Consider the following 16,507-nt stretch of genomic DNA (forward strand, 5'->3'; position numbering starts at 1 on the left):
CGTGCCACCGGCAAAAGCGGAAAATCCATCTAACTTATTGTCCGGAATTAGTTGACCACTACACTCCGCACTCACCGTTTGTAGGGTGGGCTCCGCCCACCGGCACAGTTTGTAGGGCGGACTCCGCCCACACAGTTTTCCCGTAGGGTGGGCTCCGCACCCGCCATTTGTAGGGTGGGCTCCGCCCACCGGGCGCAGCAACAAGCACAAGAGATTGAGCCATGACCTCCTCTTTTTCCGACTTCAATCCCACCCGTGTACCATCCCCCTGCTTTGTGGTGGATACCGCCGCCGTGGAGGAAAACCTCAAACTGCTTAACCGGGTGCAGAGCGAAAGCGGGGCCAAGGTGCTGGCCGCCCTGAAGGCGTTTTCCTGCTGGCGTCTGGGAGAACTGACCGGGCGCTACCTCTCCGGCACCTGCGCCAGCGGGCTGCATGAAGCGCGTCTGGGGCGTGAGTACTATGGGGGTGAAGTGCATACCTATTCGGCGGCCTTCAAGGAAGACGATCTCAGGGAAGTATTGCGGATCTCCGACCACGTGGTGTTCAACTCCTTCAGCCAGTGGCGACGTTTCCGCCCCATGGCGCTGGCCGCCCAGCGTGAGCGCCCGCAGCTGCGATTCGGTCTGCGTATCAATCCCGAGCATTCCGAGGGTGATGTCCCGCTGTACGACCCCTGTGCGCCCGGTTCGCGCATGGGTGTGCCCCAGGCCGCCTTTGAGCCCGAGGAGCTGGAGGGGATTTCCGGACTGCATTTCCACACCCTGTGTGAGCACGATTTTCCGCCCCTGGCGCGCACGCTGAAAGCGGTGGAAGAGAAGTTCGGCCCCTGGCTGGCGCAGATGGACTGGATCAATTTTGGCGGTGGCCACCACATCACCCGCCCGGGCTACCAGCTGGACGAGTTGATCGACTTGGTGCGGGACTTTGGTCAGCGCTATGACGTTCAGGTCTATCTGGAGCCCGGCGAGGCGGTGGCCATCCATACCGGGGTCCTGGTGTCCGAAGTACTGGATATCACCTGGAATGGACTGGATCAGGCCATCCTGGATACCTCCGCCACCTGCCATATGCCGGATACACTGGAGATGCCCTATCGCGCGGACATCCTGGGAGCGGGGCAACCGGATGAGCTGGCGCATACCTACCGACTGGGCGGTATGACCTGTCTGGCCGGCGATGTGATCGGGGATTACAGCTTCAGTGAATCACTCAGAGTAGGGCAGAGGCTGATGTTTGACGATATGGCCCACTACACCATGGTGAAGACCACCACCTTCAACGGCATCCCCCTGCCCGCCATTGCGCTGTGGGATTCGCGTACCGACCGGCTTGAGGTGGTGCGCGAGTTTGGCTACGAGGATTTCAAACAGCGGCTTTCGTAAAGTCCACACCACCTCTGGCGGGGTTGTTGCGCTATCAGTGAGGGGCATTTTTTTATACAATGTCATCCTTACGGCCGCTTATTCAATGGGAGCCCAGATGACGCTGGAACAGTTCGAAAGTTGGTCCCTGATTCTCGGCATTGGCGGCCTGATCGCCTTCATGATGTTCATTGTCTGGGATCTGGCCAAGACCTCCAAAGCTGGCCGCTTCGGTACCATCATTCTGTTTCTCGCATTGGCCATGGGCCTGGTCGGCTTTGTGATCAAAACCATTCTGGTCGAAATCATCGATAAATAATTCCGGGAAGGCAGCGCATGTTGCAACTCTTTGTCCCCACCACGAAAGTTCAGAAAGACCGCAAAGTCATGCGCGATACCGACAAGCGCGTGGCCAAGTACAGCCGGCGCGGGTTGGTCGTCAACTTTATTGTCGCCGTGCTGTGCCTGACGATCGGCGATTTTTTCCGCGAGCACCAGAATCTGTCCATTACCCTGATCACCGGCCTGCTGTTGGTGACCTTGCTGCGCGCCTACTTCCTGTTCCGCTTTGATACGCTCTACGGTCGCGCACCGGCGCGCTGGCGCAACCAGTACTTTTTCGCCTCTTTCCTGGGCGCTGCCTGGTGGAGTTTCATCCTGGTAAGCCTCACCTGGCTTAACGGCATGCGCGAAGAGACCATGATCATATGGCTCTACACCGTGGTGTTCTACTCCAGTGTGGCCAACGTGTTCGCGCCCTACCGGCGGTTTCTCACCAGCTATCTGTTTATCGGTCAAGTGCCGGCGGCGGTGACCGCGATTCTCCTGGGGCATGTGGAAGGGTATTTCTACGGCAGTATCATGCTGGTGTTCTACTCCATGCTAAGCCACCAGGCCAGGGTCACCTCCAATACGTACTGGGAGCGGCTGGAAGCCAACCATGCATTGCAGGAGCGGGCCAAGGGGCTGGAGTTCGAGCAGCAGAGCTCGCGTGCGGCCATCGATCTTAAAAACGAGTTTCTGGTCAATCTCGGCCAGGAGTTTCGCGCTTCACTCAACGACATTCTCGGCACCCTTTCTCTGGTGGATGACGACCAGTTGTCCGAGCGCCATCGGGAGTTGCTCCTCTTGGCGAGCAACGCGGCTGAACGGCAACTGGATCTGGTCAATAACGTGGTGGACTTTTCCAAGATCACGACCAAGTCGTTGGTGCTGGAGGAAGCCCCCTTCAACCCCCGCCGCTTGCTGGAAAAGCTGGTTCAGGACTTTGCCCTGGAAGCGCACCAGCAGGGCGTGGAGCTCAATTACCTGTTTGATCGGGAACTGCCGTACCGGGTCAACGGCGATGCGACCCGGCTGGGACAGATTTTCAGTACCCTGATGACCTATGCCGTCAAGCAGTCGGGGATGGGTCAGATTTTCATCGAAGCGGTGTTCCGTCCCGACCAGGATGAAAACGGCGAGCTCCAGGTGGTCATCAGTGACGCCTCGCGCTCGGGCAAAGAAGCCTCCGGGCAGGATTTTGAATCGGAAGAGTCGACCCGCGGTATTGGCCTGTCGATCTGCAAAGGGTTGGCCGAGTGTATGGGCGGTAGTGTCCATCTGGTGGACAACCGGGAGTCGGGCAAACGCATCGTGATCAATGTGCACCTGGAGGTGATTGCCCATCAGACGCAAAGCACATCCCAGGAACAGAAGTTGCGCGGCAAGCGGGTGATGCTGGTTGATATCCCCGAAGTCGTGGCCCTGAGCCTGGTCGACCAACTCGCTGACTGGGGCGTCAAAGCGACTCGCGTGAACGGTCACGATCCGGCGCTCGAGCAGCTGGAGGAGGCGTTTGATAATGACAGGCCCCAGGATCTGGTGCTGATTTACAATAAGTTGAACAGCTTCAGTGCGCTGTCGCTCTCCCGGGATATCGCGGCGCACAAGAAGTTCAGCGGGTTGGGCCAGATCATTGCCATGAGCCTGTTGCAGCGCGACAGTCAGGAAGCCAAGTCCCATCTCGAGGCCTATCCCCAGGTGAGCTGTATCGAGAAACCGATCATGCACCGCAAACTCTACGAGACGCTGTGCCACCGTCTGCTCAACCAGGGACCTCACGAGCTGGCGACAGACGATGAAGATGATGGCACAGCGGTGCTGGCCGGACACCGGGTGCTGTTGGTGGAAGATCATCGGGTGAGTCAGATGGTGGTCTCGGGCATGCTGAAAAAGCTCGGCTGCCAGGTACACGTCGCCAGCAACGGGAAGGAGGCACTGACCGTACTGCGCAATGAAAAATTCGACCTGGTGCTGATGGACTGCGATATGCCGGAGCTGGACGGCCTCTCCGCGACCGAGCAGATTCGGGCCGATGAGGGTGACAACGGTGGCCGACATCTGCCCGTCGTCGCCATGACTTCCTATGTCTCGGACGAGGACAAGGCGCGCTGCAAGGCGGCCGGCATGGATGATCACATCAGCAAGCCCCTGCGTTACGAAGCCTTGCAGAACCAGCTGGAAACCTGGCTGGGCAAAGGCCGCTAGACGCCTGCGAGGCGTCGATTGATAGCGGCGCCCCGCCAGGTGGACTTGACTCGTGTAATCGGTTACCTTTGCGCTCTTTTTGTGGCAGCGGTTGGGGGGCGAGTCAGTATGGTCCGAGATTTGTTGCGCCCGGTCCCCCTGGGCATTTACTTCCTCTCCTTTGCGGTCGGCGTGGTCGGCGCGCTGGTACTGCCAACCTTCAGTGTCTTTCTCGCCAAGGAGCTGGGTGTACGGCCTCTGTTGGTGGGCATTCCCTACACCGGCCTGGCGCTGGCCAGCATCGGCTACAACCAGCTGGTCGGCCATTGGTCCGATAAACTTAATGACCGGCGCCCGCTGGTGGCTGGTTTCTGCCTGGTAGGTCTGCTGTCCTGTGCCATTTTTGCGCTCACCCGGGAGTACTGGCTGGTGGTGCTCTCGGCCGTCGGGCTGTTCAGCCTGGGCATGGTGGCGCACTCGCAGATGTTGGCCTACAGCCTCGACTATGCCGAGCGCCAGCTCCCGGTGGCCCGCATTCCGCTGTTCAATGCCATCGTTCGCGCGCAGATTGCCATCGCCTGGGTGGCGGGTCCGCCGGCGGGGTTTTTACTGGCCTCCTACTACGGCTTCAGTATCATGTACTGGGTTGCCGGCGGGTTGTTCGCGCTGGTGGGCCTGACCAGCCTCAAACTCCTGCCACGATTGGCTCCTTCGTCGACGAATTCAGAGCCAGCGGCAGGAGAATCAGCCGCGGAGGGCGAAACACAGGCGCCGGTGCTGGATGCCCAGGCACGCCGCTCTTTGTTTTTCTGTCTGGTGGCGTTTTCCCTGATGTGGTGTGTGAACAATGCCTACCTGATCAGCCTGCCGCTGCACCTGGATAACAACCTGGGCATCGGTACCGAGTGGGTAGGCTGGATCATGGGGACGGCCGCGCTGCTGGAAGTGCCGGTGATGCTGGCGGCCGGTGTGATGGGGGCGCGCATCAACCTGATGGTCATGGTGCGCCTGGCCGGGATCGCCGGCTTTGTTCTCTATGCCGGGGTGCTGCTCTCGGACCAGCTCTGGCATCTTTTTGCCTTGCAGATTTTCAATGCGATTTTTATCGGTGTGCTGGCCGGGCTGGGGGTTTCGGTGATTCAGGCGCTCCTGCCCGGGCGCTCCGGCAGTGCCTCGGCGCTCTATACCAATTCCACTCATGTCGGCAATCTGCTCAGCAGTGTGCAGGTGGCTCTGGTGGCCGACTTCTTTGGCTACCAGAGTGTTTTTGTGGTGAGCATTGTCATCGTGCTGCTCGCCATGGTGGCGTTTACCGGTGTCCGGATTAAGCGCTAGCGTCCTGGTCTTGCGGTTTGGGTACCAGACTCAGCAGCTTCCAACCAGGCTCCGGCTCGATTTTGGCGCCGGCGGTGAAAGGTATCAGCTTGCCTTTCCCGGTGATGGCAAACAGCAGCAGCGTTCCCTCATCCATCTTCTGTTGGAACGCGTCAAAACCGTACTCTTCGGTCAGCCGGGTCGCACGGATTTCGGCGCCTTCCCCAATCAGGCTGGCGAGCTTGCCGTAAGTGATGCCCTCGGCAAACAGGGTCGCGCCCTTGAGGTCGTCCGCTACCTGGTGTTTGTCGGTGGTATGTTGCTCGGACGTGTGGCGGATGGTGTACACAGAGTCGGCGCCAAACTCGTTGCGAAAGTGCATGCAGGCAATGACGTTCAGCTCCCGCAGTGGCGACAACGCCAGCAGCTTTCCGATGCCCACCAGCTCCAGGCGTTGACTGGCGTATTCGGATGTGGGGTTGCCATAAAAGGTATCCAGTCCGGCCATGCGCGCGGTGCGGATATTGTCCCAGTTGGAGTCGCTGACAATCACCGGCAACTCCTGTTCCTTGAGTGCCTTTGCCAGAGTGCGGGCGACCGCATTGGCCCCCAGAATCAGTGCGCCCCGGGGTTCCGGTTCCACCGCTTTGAGCGCGCGGGCCAGAGGCCTGGAAGTCGCGCTCTGGAAAATGACGGTGCCCAGAATCACGGTAAAGGTCAGGGGCATCAACCACTCGGCCCCCGGGTGTCCCTGTTCGGTCAGGCGCAGGGCAAAGAGCGCCGAGACCGCAGCGGCCACAATACCGCGCGGGGCGATCCAGCTGAGCACCGCCCGTTCGCGCCAGGACAGTGGCGAGCGCAGGGTGGCCATTGCCACCGAGACCGGCCGGGCAATGAACTGGACCACGAGTAGCAGTAACAGTGGGGTCCAGTTGAAGATGTCGTATAACTGTTGCTGCGGAAGTCGGGCGGCCAGAATGATGAACAGCCCGGAGATGAAAAGAATGGTCAGATTCTCTTTGAAGTTGAGAATGTTGTGGATGCGGATGTCTCTCTGGTTACCCAGCCACATGCCCATGACCGTGACCCCGAGCAACCCCGACTCATGGGCGAGGTGGTTGCAGAAGGTGAACACGAAGAACACCAGGCTCAGGGTGCCCAGGTTGTGCAGATAATCGGGTAACCACTGGCGAGCCAGAATCTTGCCCAGGGCGTAGCCGGCGCCCAGGCCGACGACCAGCCCCACGACAATGATTTCGAGAAACAGCAGCAGGCTCTGACCAAACGCCTGCGCCTGGGCCTGGGTGGCAATGAACTCGTAGACAACCACCACCAGCAGCGCCCCGATGGGGTCGATGATGATGCCCTCCCAGCGCAGAACGTTGGCGACCTTGGCGGTGGGCCGGACGCTGCGCAGTAGTGGCGTAATCACCGTGGGCCCGGTCACCACCATCAGGGCACCGAACAGAATGCTGATGTCCCAGCCCAGACCAAACAGATAGTGCGTGGCAACGGCAATGATCGCCCAGGTGATGGGCGCTGCCACGGTGATCATGCGCCGCACCACCGTGCTCAGGCTGCCCAGTTCCTGAAAGTTGAGCGTCAGACTGCCCTCAAACAGGATCACCGCCACGGCCAGAGAAATCAGAGGGAAGAGTAAATCGCCAAACAGCTGATCGGGTGCAAGCCAGCCGGCGACCGGCCCCAGTGCCAGGCCACTGAGCAGCAGAAACAGAATGGCCGGCAGACGAACCCGCCAGGCGAGCCATTGGCAGGCGAGGGCAGCGATACCGATAATGGCGATGGCGAGGCCGGTATTTTCCATAAGCAGTAGGCTCCCTGGAGCGGCGAAGGTGCTCCGGCGAACCACCGGAGTCGTGTGGATCAGTCCCGATCGGAGGTGTCAGCCTCCAGGTCCAGCAGTTGGCGCAACTGCTCCCGGCTCAGGTTGTTGAGCTTGTCTCGCAGCTGTGCCTCCAGCAGCGGCTGTAACTCCGAGAGTAACTCGTTCACCAGCTGCTCACGGTTGATATCGGCCGCTGACCGGTTGAGCGACTCTGCCGTATCAGGAGCTGGGGCCCTGTCGGGAGCAGGGGCCGTGTCGCGCGCCGGGGCGCTACTGTCACTGTCAAAGCCGGGTGGTGGCCGGTTGCCGTGCAGACGAGCCCGGATGTGGGCGGGCAGGAACGGGTTTTCGCCGCTGGCTTTGGTGGGTGCCGGGCGCCGACGGGTTGGAGCCGCTCCGCCGGCTGGTATGTTCGTGGTAAAGAGAGAGCTCTGACGGGGCGCGCCCTGCTCGAGCGGCTCGATCGACTCGATTACTTCGTGCAACACCGGAATGTCATCTTCGGGCTCCAATAGCAGGCCCTTGATGGACTCCAACTCTTCCAGCAGGGTGTCTTTGGTGTCGTCGCTGTTTGTGATGCCGTCGTTCCGGGCCATGACAATGCGCTCAATCAGAGTTTTTGATGATTCACAGGATAACCCCGGGCCTTGTAAAAACCAAAGTGCTCTCGCGTCGTCTTCAAAACATCCGGGGCCTGGATCACAATTTCGGCCAGCCGCTCAAACCGCTCGAAGGCCTCGGGCACGCTCTGGCTCAAATTGACGAGCACGCCGCTGTGCTCGCCCAGATCGTCGGCCGGGGCAATCTCCACCCCGGCGGGTGGCGCGCTGGCATCGCCCAGGACCCGATGAGGCAGAAAACTCTCCTCGGGGCGGGCCCAGAGAAAGTCGTCCAGCTGCCGGGCCGCCTCGGCCGAGTCCACCACAACCAGTACCTGGTGACCCAGGCGGCGCGCCTTGTCCGCGAGGCGTCCGGCAAACTGCCAGCGCGCCTCCGGGTCGTCGTCACGCAGTACGTAAAAGTCGATGCGATTCATGAGCCCTGCTGCAGAAGGTAGTGCATCAACAGGGGCACCGGCCGACCGGTGGCGCCTTTGGCGGCCCCGGTGCGCCAGGCGGTGCCGGCGACATCCAGGTGGGCCCAGGGGTATTTGTCGGCGTAACGGGACAGAAAGCAGGCGGCGGTGACACTGCCGGCTTCTTTTCCGCCGATGTTGGCCATATCGGCAAAGTTGCTGTCGAGCTGCTTCTGGTACTCATCCCACAGCGGCAGACGCCAGGCGCGATCGCCCGAGGTCTCACCCGCACTCAAGAGTGCCTCCGCCAGTTCGTCCTGATTGCTGAACAGGCCGCTCGCCTGGCTTCCCAGTGCGACGATGCAGGCGCCGGTCAGGGTGGCGATATCGACCACGGATTGTGGTTTGTAGCGCTCGACATAGGTGAGGGCATCGCACAGTACCAGGCGGCCCTCGGCGTCGGTGTTGAGCACTTCAATGGTCTGCCCCGACATGGAGGTGACCACATCGCCGGGTTTGGTGGCCCGGCCGTTGGGCATATTTTCCGAGGCCGCCACCACGGCCACAACGTTGATTTTCGGCTGGAGCTCGAGCAGCGTCTGCACACAACCAAACACACTGGCCGCGCCGCCCATGTCGTATTTCATCTCATCCATGCCGGGTCCCGGCTTCAGGCTGATGCCGCCGGTATCAAAGGTGATGCCTTTGCCGACCAGGGCGAATGGCGCCTGGCTTTTGGCCGCACCGCGGTATTCCATCACAATCAGTTTGGCGGGCTGATCGCTGCCGGCCGATACCGAGAGCAGCGCGCCCATCCCCAGCTCCTTCATCTGTTTTTCTTCCAGTACCTTGACCGTCAGCTTGGGTTGTTTGCGTCCCAGTCGACGGGCTTCGGTGGCCAGATAGCTCGGGGTACAGATATTGGCCGGGAGGTCCGCCAGCTCGCGGGTCAGGTTGGCGCCCCGGCCGATGGCCGAACCTTCTTTCAAGCCGGCATCGGCATCGGCCAGCTGCTTCTGCCCGGCGCAGCCAAATACGGCTTTGGTCGGTTTGAACACATTTTTGGTGGGTTTGCTCTTGCACCGGGTGAACTGGTACTGGCTCGCTTCCAGTGCCTGGGCCAATTGCAGGGCCTGCCAGCGGGTGTCGCGCGCTTCGACGTCGACCTCTCCCAGCATGAACGCCAGGCTCTTGCAGGGGGTGTTTTTGAGTGCGTCCAGCGCCTTGCCCAGCGCGCGGACAAAACCGGCGGCGCCGGGTTTTTCGGCGCCGATCCCCAGCAACAACAGACGCTGAGCCTGGGTTCCCGTCGGACTGTGGAGCAGCAGTGTCTCACCCTCCTTGCCATGGAAGCCCTCGCGCTTGCACAATGCCGCCAGATTCGCGCCGTTCTTCTCCAGTGCTTCCGCCGCGGGCGAGAGCTTGCCACCGTTGCTGAGGGTGACTATCAGACAATCACTGCGGTCTTTCTGGGCATTGATGGCTTTGGCCGAATATTGCATGGGTGAACTCCGTGGGTCGGGTCAAGACAAAAGCGGTAGAGTAGGGGATAATGCCCCGGCTCCGGCCGCTGAGCAAAGGCGTCAGTTTACGCCATAAGGGAACATCCTCCAATTTTTACCATAGGTCATAGACAAGCCGATTCAGTGATGATGAAAAAGCGCAGGCATTTCGAGTGATAATATTCCGCTACCTCAGCCGAGAAATCCTGGTCACCACCATGGCGGTCAGCAGTATCCTGCTGCTGATCATCATGAGTGGCCGGTTCGTGCGGTACCTGGCCAATGCCGCCTCCGGTGAACTGGCGGTCGAGGTGCTGTTCAGCATCATGGCGTTCAGGCTTCCGGGTTTTATCGAGCTGGTGCTGCCGCTGGGTTTCTTCATCGCGATATTGCTGGCCTACGGCCGGCTCTATACCGACAGTGAGATGGTTGTACTGTCCGCCTGTGGCATGAGCCCCCAACAGTTGGTGGGTATCACCATGGTGCCCGCGCTGCTCATTGCTCTCATCGTGGGGAGTCTGAGTCTCTGGGTGAGCCCCAACGGCGTGCGTGCCACCGAGACCATTCTGGCGGAGCAGCGCACCCGGAGCGAATTCGACATGATTCAGACCGGGCGATTCCAGTCTCTGGGGCAATCGAACTCCATGACCTATGTCGAGTCTGTGAGCGACGATCGCAATCGCCTTCAAGGGGTATTCGTGGCCGAGGGCGGACGAGAGGCGGGGCGGGACCGGCACTCGGTTCTGGTGGCCGAATCCGCTGAGCAGGCCCTGCATCCGGAATACCAACAGCGCTACTTCAACCTCTACAAGGGTGTGCGCTATGAAGGCCAGCCGGGCGAGGCCGACTACGAAGTGACCGAGTTTGAGACCTACGGTCAATACTTGAAGCCCACCGACATCCGCTCCGGCATGCGTGACAAATCCGATGCCTGGCCCACCTCGCAACTGGTCGGCTCCCAGGAGCCCGAGAGACGCGTGACTCTGCAGTGGCGGCTGTCGCTGCCCATCATGGTGTTGGTGGTCGCTTTTCTCGCCGTGCCCCTGAGTCGCACCGACCCCAGGCGGGGGCGCTACGCAAAAATGTTGCCCGCCATTATTCTTTACATGCTCTACCTGGGTACACTCAGCAGTGTGCGCGGTGCAGTGGAATCGGGCACCTGGCCCGTCATGCCGGGCCTCTGGGTAATTCACCCGGTATTTATCGGTATGGGTTGGTTCATGCTCAACTGGCATAACTTCAAACTCGCGCGACAGCGCCGGCGCCGTGAGCGGGGGGCCGCCCATGCGTAAAATCAGTCGCTACATTGCCCGTACCGTCTTCGCGGCCATCACCCTGGTGCTGTTGGTTGTCTTGTCGCTCGATCTGGTGGGCACCTTTATTGACGAGATGGCCGATCTGCGGGGCGGTTATACCCTCTCGGAGTCGTTGATTTACCTGTTGCTGACCACGCCTGGCCGGGTTTATGAGTATCTGCCCTACGCCAGCCTGATCGGCTGTCTTGCCGGGCTCGGTACCCTGGCCAACGCCAGTGAACTGGTGGTCATGCGCGCCGCCGGGGTTTCGGTCGGACGGATCACCTGGATGGTATTGAAGCCGGTATTCGCTTTTATTCTGCTGGGTCTTGCTCTGGGTGAATGGGTGGTGCCCTACACCGATCAGTTGGGCGAGAGTCGTCGCGCGGTGGCGTTGGGGCACCAGCAGGCGCTGCAGACCGAATCCGGGCTCTGGAACCGGGAGGGCGACGAATACATGTACTTCAACGCGGTGGAGCCCAATGGCGTGCTGCACGGCGTGACGCGTTACCAGTTCAACGACGAGAGGCGGCTTGAAGAGGCCAGTTACGCCCGCCAGGCCGTGCATCAGAATGGCTACTGGCAGGAAGAGGGCGTATCCGCGACCCGTTTTGAGGGGGATGCCACCAGCACAGTGGAGTACGCCTCGCGGCGATGGGAGAGCGAGTTGTCGCCGGCATTGCTGAACATCGTGGCGCTGCCGCCCGAGGCCCTGTCGATCCGGAACCTCGCCTATTATGTGGACTATCTGGACGAGCAGCAGCTGGACAACAGCGAGTATCGACTGGCGTTCTGGCAGAAGGCGCTGCAGCCGCTGGCCACGGTCAGTCTGGTGCTGATCGCCATTTCGTTCATATTCGGGCCGCTGCGCGAGGTCACCATGGGACACCGGATATTCAGCGGCGTTGTCTTCGGCATTGTGTTTCGCCTCAGTCAGACCCTGCTGGGTCCCTCCAGCCTGGTGTTCGGCTTTCCTCCCATTATCGCGGTGTTGATTCCGATCGGCGTGAGCTTTGGTATCGGGTTCTTCCTGCTCAGCCGCACCCGGTAACCGGAGCTGACCCGCACTGCGGGTCAGCCAGCCTTACAGGTTGGCTGCCTGCTTTCCTTCGAGTGCGTCGATTGCGGGCGCACCGTTGGCGGCATCGCGGGTTGCGTCCGACACTGTATCGATTCTGACCCTGTACGCCATCTGGACCCAGTCGTTTTTACAGAACAGAAGTGACCCCTGGGTGATGATCGCGTAGGAGAACAGCTCCAGCCCCTCCTGAATGGCCGATTGGGGGCGTTATTCTTTGGGTAGGAGTAACACTCGTGTGCCCGTCAGGCGACCGTGTAGGCTGTGGTGATCGGGATCGATCCAGACCCAGAAGTAGCCCAGGCCCAGGGCCAGGAGTGAGATTGGCGCCAGCAGCGCGCGACCGATGCGCTGCCCGGTCGAGGCGGGGGCCTGGGTGCGGGCGTCCACCAGCTTCAGCCGCCAGGCGCGCATGCCCAGGGTCTGGCCCGAGCGACCCCAGAAATAACAGTAAAAGCCAACCAGTACGACCAGCAGCCCGATAAACACTGGCAGGCGCCAGAGCCCCCACTCGATGGCTTCCCCCTCCGGGGGCGCGCCCTGGAGCAACACATTCAGGCCGGTGGCCAGAGCGCCGTAGGCCAGGCTGACGGCCATGAGCAGAAAGCTGTCATACACCATGGCGGCCAGGCGCCGGAAAACGCCGGCCGGTGCCGGTAGAGAAGGGGTTGTTTGATCGGTGTGAGTATCGGAGTGAGTCATGACGTGCGACGGGTCCTGATGATGAGTTCCGGTGTGGGCTTGCAGGGCAGGCGGCTCAGGCGCGGTAGTGTATCAACCAGGTGCCCGCTCTCGCCTCGGGCTGCCCGATGGAGATGGTGCCGGAGCCGAGCAACGGCAACTCTTCGCGCCGCAGGTAGATCTCCGGCTGATCCGGGCCCCAGACATAGGTGCCGTTGGTGCTGTGATCCACCAGTACGAACTTGCCGCGGCGAAACAGAATGTGGCAGTGGTCCCGGGAGGCCAGCCCCGATTTGATATGCAGGTGCGCGCGCCCTTCATCACGCCCGATGGTATAGGGCGTCTGCTCTGGGTTAATGGTGATGGACTGTCCGGCGACCTGGAGCAGCAGCTGATAGCGGCTCATATGGCCGGAAATTTCTTCGATGGACATGACCGTGGTGGCGCTGTGGCTCTGGGTGGATGACTCCCATTGCAGCCGATAGATCAGGGTGCGCTGAGTGGAGCCTTTGACCGCAACCCGGTCGAATTCCTGACAGGCGTGGCGCAGGTCACCTTCAAGCCGGTGGGCGAGTGACTGGGTCATGACAATCTGTTTGGCGCGGGCGATATGCGCCACAAAGGCGGCATCGTTCACGGTTTCGCCGAACACATCATCGGCTTCGAGCAGGGCCGGTCCATAGGCCATGCCGATACGCAGGGCCACGCCGCCAGCGCGCGATTGGCGCTGAATACTGACGGCGGCTTTACAGGCTGACTCAGCGTCGTCAAAACGGGCCATGATTTCATCGCCCAGGGTTTTGACCACTTCACCCCCGTAGTAAATGGTGATTTCGGTCATCAGGGCAATGGCGGAGTCGACGGAGCGTTTTGCCTTCAGGTTGCCCAGCCGCTTGTACAGCGCTGAGCTGCCCGATACATCGGCAAACATGATGGCCATTTCCCGGTTGAGCGAATTCATGACCAGCGTCTGGGACTCCCGCGTTTAGGTGGTGACTCATGGATAATAGGCGCATCATACCGCGCTGGTGTGACAAAACACAGTGTTGTGCCGGTGAAAAGGCCACTCAGCCAACCCGGAGGAAGGTGGTAAAGTAGTCCGTTTCCGGTTGCTTGAGAGGAGTGGGTTTATGGTCGGTGCGCCAGTGAAAGAGCGCTACTACCTGGGCGTTGACGGTGGTGGCAGTAAATGCCGAGCCAGCGTGGCAGACGCCCAGGGGCGGGTGCTGGGGTCGGCCCTGGCAGGCCCCGCCAACCCTTTTCACGGTGTCGAGGAGGCCCGGCAATCCATTGAGAGCGCGGCTCGCGGCGCGCTTGAAGAAGCCGGCTTGCACTCCGTTTCTCTGGGCCAGCTGGTGGTTGGCGCCGGGCTGGCCGGGGTGAACCTGCCCGGTCTTTACCAGGTGATGAGAGAGTGGCCCCACCCGTTTGCCGCTTTCTACCTCGCCACCGATTTGCGCATTGCCTGTATAGGAGCTCACCAGTCGGATGAAGGGGCGATCATCGTGACGGGCACGGGATCCTGCGGTTATGTCCGGGTCGGCGGCGAGGAGCGTCTGATCGGGGGGTACGGGTTTTCTTTCGGCGACCAGGGCAGTGGTGCCTGGATGGGGCTGGAAGCCGTCAAGGCAGTGCTTCTCGCGGCGGATGAGCTGGGGCCGGAGACCCGACTCACCGGCGACATTGCGGACCAACTGGGCGTGCGGGGCCTGGCCCTTGTCGAGCGCCTGTCCGGCAAACCGTCCAGCGACTACGCCAGCCTGGCGCCACTGGTATTGACCGCCGCCGAGGCCGGTGACGCGGTGGCGACATCGATTGTCGGGCAGGGCGCAGAATACATCAGCGCCATGGCCCACAGGTTATTGAGCCACAAGCCCCCACGCCTGTCGATAATCGGGGGTCTGGCCGAGCGATTGCAGCCCTGGCTGGAGGCCGATGTCGCCGCCCGCTTATCTGCGCCTCTGGGAACACCGGATGTCGGAGCGATCATGTATGCCCGTCAGGAGGAGGGCTTCGGGAGCTGACACAAAAAAGCCGCGAACTCAGAGTTCGCGGCTCAAGCGGCGCATCAATGCCAAAATCGTATTGCTGATGACTTATTGCTGGTTGAAGTCCAGAGCGGCTTCGACATCGGCTTCAATGGTGACCGAAGCCGACTGTTTGAACTCGATGTCGTCCACAGAGTCGGGCGAGTCGAGGTCCGCCTGGCAAGTCACGGCCACGGTGTAGTCGGCCGGCTCAAGGAAGCCCACTTCGTACTCGTAGTCGCCCTCGGCGGTGACCTCGATATTGGCGGTTGCCAGGGGCTCGTTGTCGCTGCCCAGTTCACCGACCGTGGCATCGGCACCCGCGAAGACATAAACCGCTGCGCCGTTTTCGCATTCCGCATCGGCCATCTCGGCGGCATCCACTTCACCTTCGAGGTGGGTGGCGGTGCTCTCGTCAACGATTCGCAGGGTGGGGCGCAGGATGGTGCCCTGTCCGCCCTGGTCCGCTTGGCCGCCCTGCTCGGGGGTGTCACCACCGGTGGCGATCACCGACTTGCGCAGGTCGAAGTCGATCACGAACTCGCTGCTGCCACCGGCTTCCACCATGAAGGGTCCGTTCATTTTCAGGCCGGTTTCGTCGCCGCTGGGAATCCAAAGCTCGCTCTGGGTACCGTCTTCAAACTCAATGTAGGAGTCCATCTCCCCATCCAGTGCGGCGGTCACCATCAGACGGACCTGCTCGTAGCTACCGGCTTCCAATGTTTCGTTGGTGAACAGGTCGGCGGAGTTGCTGCCCTGCAGGGTCAACAGGTCCAGAATCTTGGGCTCGTCGAACGCGATCAGGCGAGACTCGGTCTCTCCGGAGCCGATGATTTCCACACCGTCGAACTGAACCACGACTTTGGCGGCACTGTCGACCGGGCCGTCGGTCACGTCCATGCTCATGGTGCCGGTATCGGCTTCGGCATCGGAGGCAAAGTTGACCTCGGTGGTGGCATCGGCTTCCACAGTAGCGTTGGTGGTGCCCACAAAGGTCAGGCTGTCTTCTGCTTCCGGATCGTCGTCACTGGCGCCACAGGTGTAGGCGAGGGTGTAGTCACCTTCATCCAGGAAGCCCAGTTCATAGCCATAGCCGCCGTCGGTTTCGCTCACCAGAGCGGTGGTGATCGGGTCGCCCTCGGTGCCGCGCACGTCACTGACAGTGGCATCGGCGCCTGAGTAGACGTAAACCGCCCCGGTCTGGGTGGCCGGGTCCGCACACTGCTCGCTGAGCAGAGTCCCGTCGACGCTGCCGGAGATGTTGCCGGAGGCGGTATTGTCGATCAGGCGCAGGGCCGGCTTCAGGATGGCGCCACCAATCTGCTCGGCGGGCGGCAGTACCACAGACTTGCGCAGGTCGAAGTCAATGGTGAAGTCAACGCTGTCGTTGGCGGTGACGGTAAAGCCGTTCACCAGCTTCAGGCCGGTCTGGCTGCCGCTGGGAATAAACAACTCCAGCTGATTGCCATCGTCCATTTCAATGTAGGAGTCGACCACGCCGTCGGCTTCTGCGTTCACATGCAGACGGATCCACTCATAGTCGCCTGTGGGTACTTCTTCGCCGGAGACCAGCCCTTCGGAGGCGGAGCCCTGCAGGGCCAGCAGGTCGATCTGCTTGGCTTCGTCGAAGGTGAACTCAATCACCTCGCCATCAACCGGCTGAATGGACACACCGGTAAATTCCACAAACACGTTGCTGGCGGAATCGATGGCCGCATCGGTCACGGCCAGGTTGAAACTGCCGGTGCTGTCATTACTGCCATCGGTACCACCGGTGGAGCCGTCACCGCTGCCGCCACCACAGGCGACCAGAGCGGTGAGGGAAGAGGCCAGCAACAGCTGGAGCGGAGTATTTTTCAGGGTTTTCATAAGTCACC

14 protein-coding genes are annotated in these 16,507 nt (G+C 61.1%); 7 read left to right on the forward strand and 7 right to left on the reverse strand.

Annotated elements, in window-relative coordinates:
* The first annotated feature begins 221 nt into the window (after positions 1-221).
* The 4 genes from nspC to AAE484_RS11615 all read left to right on the forward strand — a co-directional run bounded on the left by nspC (position 222) and on the right by AAE484_RS11615 (position 5,207).
* Complete coding sequence (gene nspC, locus AAE484_RS11600) at positions 222-1,385, forward strand: carboxynorspermidine decarboxylase (protein WP_341938560.1); 1,164 nt, start codon at positions 222-224, stop codon at positions 1,383-1,385.
* A gap of 97 nt (positions 1,386-1,482) precedes the next feature.
* Positions 1,483-1,683: a DUF2788 domain-containing protein gene (locus tag AAE484_RS11605; protein ID WP_341938561.1), complete on the forward strand. Its 201-nt coding sequence runs from the start codon at positions 1,483-1,485 to the stop codon at positions 1,681-1,683.
* Between the two features lie 17 nt (positions 1,684-1,700).
* Positions 1,701-3,893: a response regulator gene (locus tag AAE484_RS11610; RefSeq protein WP_341938562.1), complete on the forward strand. Its 2,193-nt coding sequence runs from the start codon at positions 1,701-1,703 to the stop codon at positions 3,891-3,893.
* Between the two features lie 108 nt (positions 3,894-4,001).
* The gene (locus tag AAE484_RS11615) at positions 4,002-5,207 is read left to right on the forward strand and encodes a sugar efflux transporter (protein ID WP_341938563.1); all 1,206 of its coding nucleotides are present in this window, start codon (positions 4,002-4,004) and stop codon (positions 5,205-5,207) included.
* Here the strand turns inward: AAE484_RS11615 and AAE484_RS11620 are convergent.
* Genes AAE484_RS11620 through AAE484_RS11635 form a run of 4 tightly spaced genes read right to left on the reverse strand, consistent with a single transcriptional unit; the run spans position 5,197 to position 9,549 of the window.
* A complete protein-coding gene (locus tag AAE484_RS11620; RefSeq protein ID WP_341938564.1) occupies positions 5,197-7,011 on the reverse strand; it encodes a cation:proton antiporter in 1,815 nt (604 codons plus the stop codon). The two genes, AAE484_RS11615 and AAE484_RS11620, sit on opposite strands and share 11 nt — an antisense overlap.
* 59 nt (positions 7,012-7,070) lie before the next feature.
* Positions 7,071-7,628, reverse strand: a complete 558-nt coding sequence (locus tag AAE484_RS11625; RefSeq protein ID WP_341938565.1) for a hypothetical protein — start codon at positions 7,626-7,628, stop codon at positions 7,071-7,073.
* A gap of 14 nt (positions 7,629-7,642) precedes the next feature.
* Positions 7,643-8,068, reverse strand: coding sequence for a DNA polymerase III subunit chi (locus AAE484_RS11630; protein ID WP_341938566.1), 426 nt, complete (start codon positions 8,066-8,068; stop codon positions 7,643-7,645).
* Positions 8,065-9,549, reverse strand: a complete 1,485-nt coding sequence (locus AAE484_RS11635) for a leucyl aminopeptidase (RefSeq protein WP_341938567.1) — start codon at positions 9,547-9,549, stop codon at positions 8,065-8,067. Before AAE484_RS11635 ends, AAE484_RS11630 begins: the two co-directional genes overlap by 4 nt.
* A gap of 173 nt (positions 9,550-9,722) precedes the next feature.
* Here AAE484_RS11635 and lptF point away from each other — a divergent pair, with 173 nt between their 5' ends.
* Positions 9,723-10,841, forward strand: a complete 1,119-nt coding sequence (gene lptF, locus AAE484_RS11640) for an LPS export ABC transporter permease LptF (protein ID WP_341938568.1) — start codon at positions 9,723-9,725, stop codon at positions 10,839-10,841.
* A complete protein-coding gene (gene lptG / locus AAE484_RS11645; protein WP_341938570.1) occupies positions 10,834-11,895 on the forward strand; it encodes an LPS export ABC transporter permease LptG in 1,062 nt (353 codons plus the stop codon). The genes lptF and lptG overlap by 8 nt, the downstream gene beginning before the upstream one ends.
* A gap of 237 nt (positions 11,896-12,132) precedes the next feature.
* Here lptG and AAE484_RS11650 read toward each other — a convergent pair whose 3' ends face one another.
* Both AAE484_RS11650 and AAE484_RS11655 read right to left on the reverse strand, forming a co-directional pair.
* Positions 12,133-12,624 carry an RDD family protein gene (locus tag AAE484_RS11650; RefSeq protein WP_341938571.1) on the reverse strand — a complete coding sequence of 164 codons (492 nt, stop codon included), beginning with the start codon at positions 12,622-12,624 and terminating at the stop codon, positions 12,133-12,135.
* 55 nt (positions 12,625-12,679) lie between these two features.
* Entirely contained in the window at positions 12,680-13,564 is an 885-nt protein-coding gene (locus AAE484_RS11655; protein WP_341938572.1) for an adenylate/guanylate cyclase domain-containing protein, read from the reverse strand.
* Between the two features lie 169 nt (positions 13,565-13,733).
* On the opposite strand from AAE484_RS11655, the gene nagK reads away from it, so the two are divergent.
* Positions 13,734-14,627, forward strand: coding sequence for an N-acetylglucosamine kinase (gene nagK / locus AAE484_RS11660; RefSeq protein WP_341938573.1), 894 nt, complete (start codon positions 13,734-13,736; stop codon positions 14,625-14,627).
* A 72-nt stretch (positions 14,628-14,699) separates the two neighbouring features.
* Here nagK and AAE484_RS11665 read toward each other — a convergent pair whose 3' ends face one another.
* Entirely contained in the window at positions 14,700-16,499 is a 1,800-nt protein-coding gene (locus AAE484_RS11665) for a DUF4382 domain-containing protein (protein ID WP_341938574.1), read from the reverse strand.
* Between the last annotated feature and the right edge of the window lie 8 nt (positions 16,500-16,507).

This window comes from Marinimicrobium sp. C2-29 (assembly GCF_038419845.1).
GTDB lineage: Bacteria > Pseudomonadota > Gammaproteobacteria > Pseudomonadales > Cellvibrionaceae > Marinimicrobium.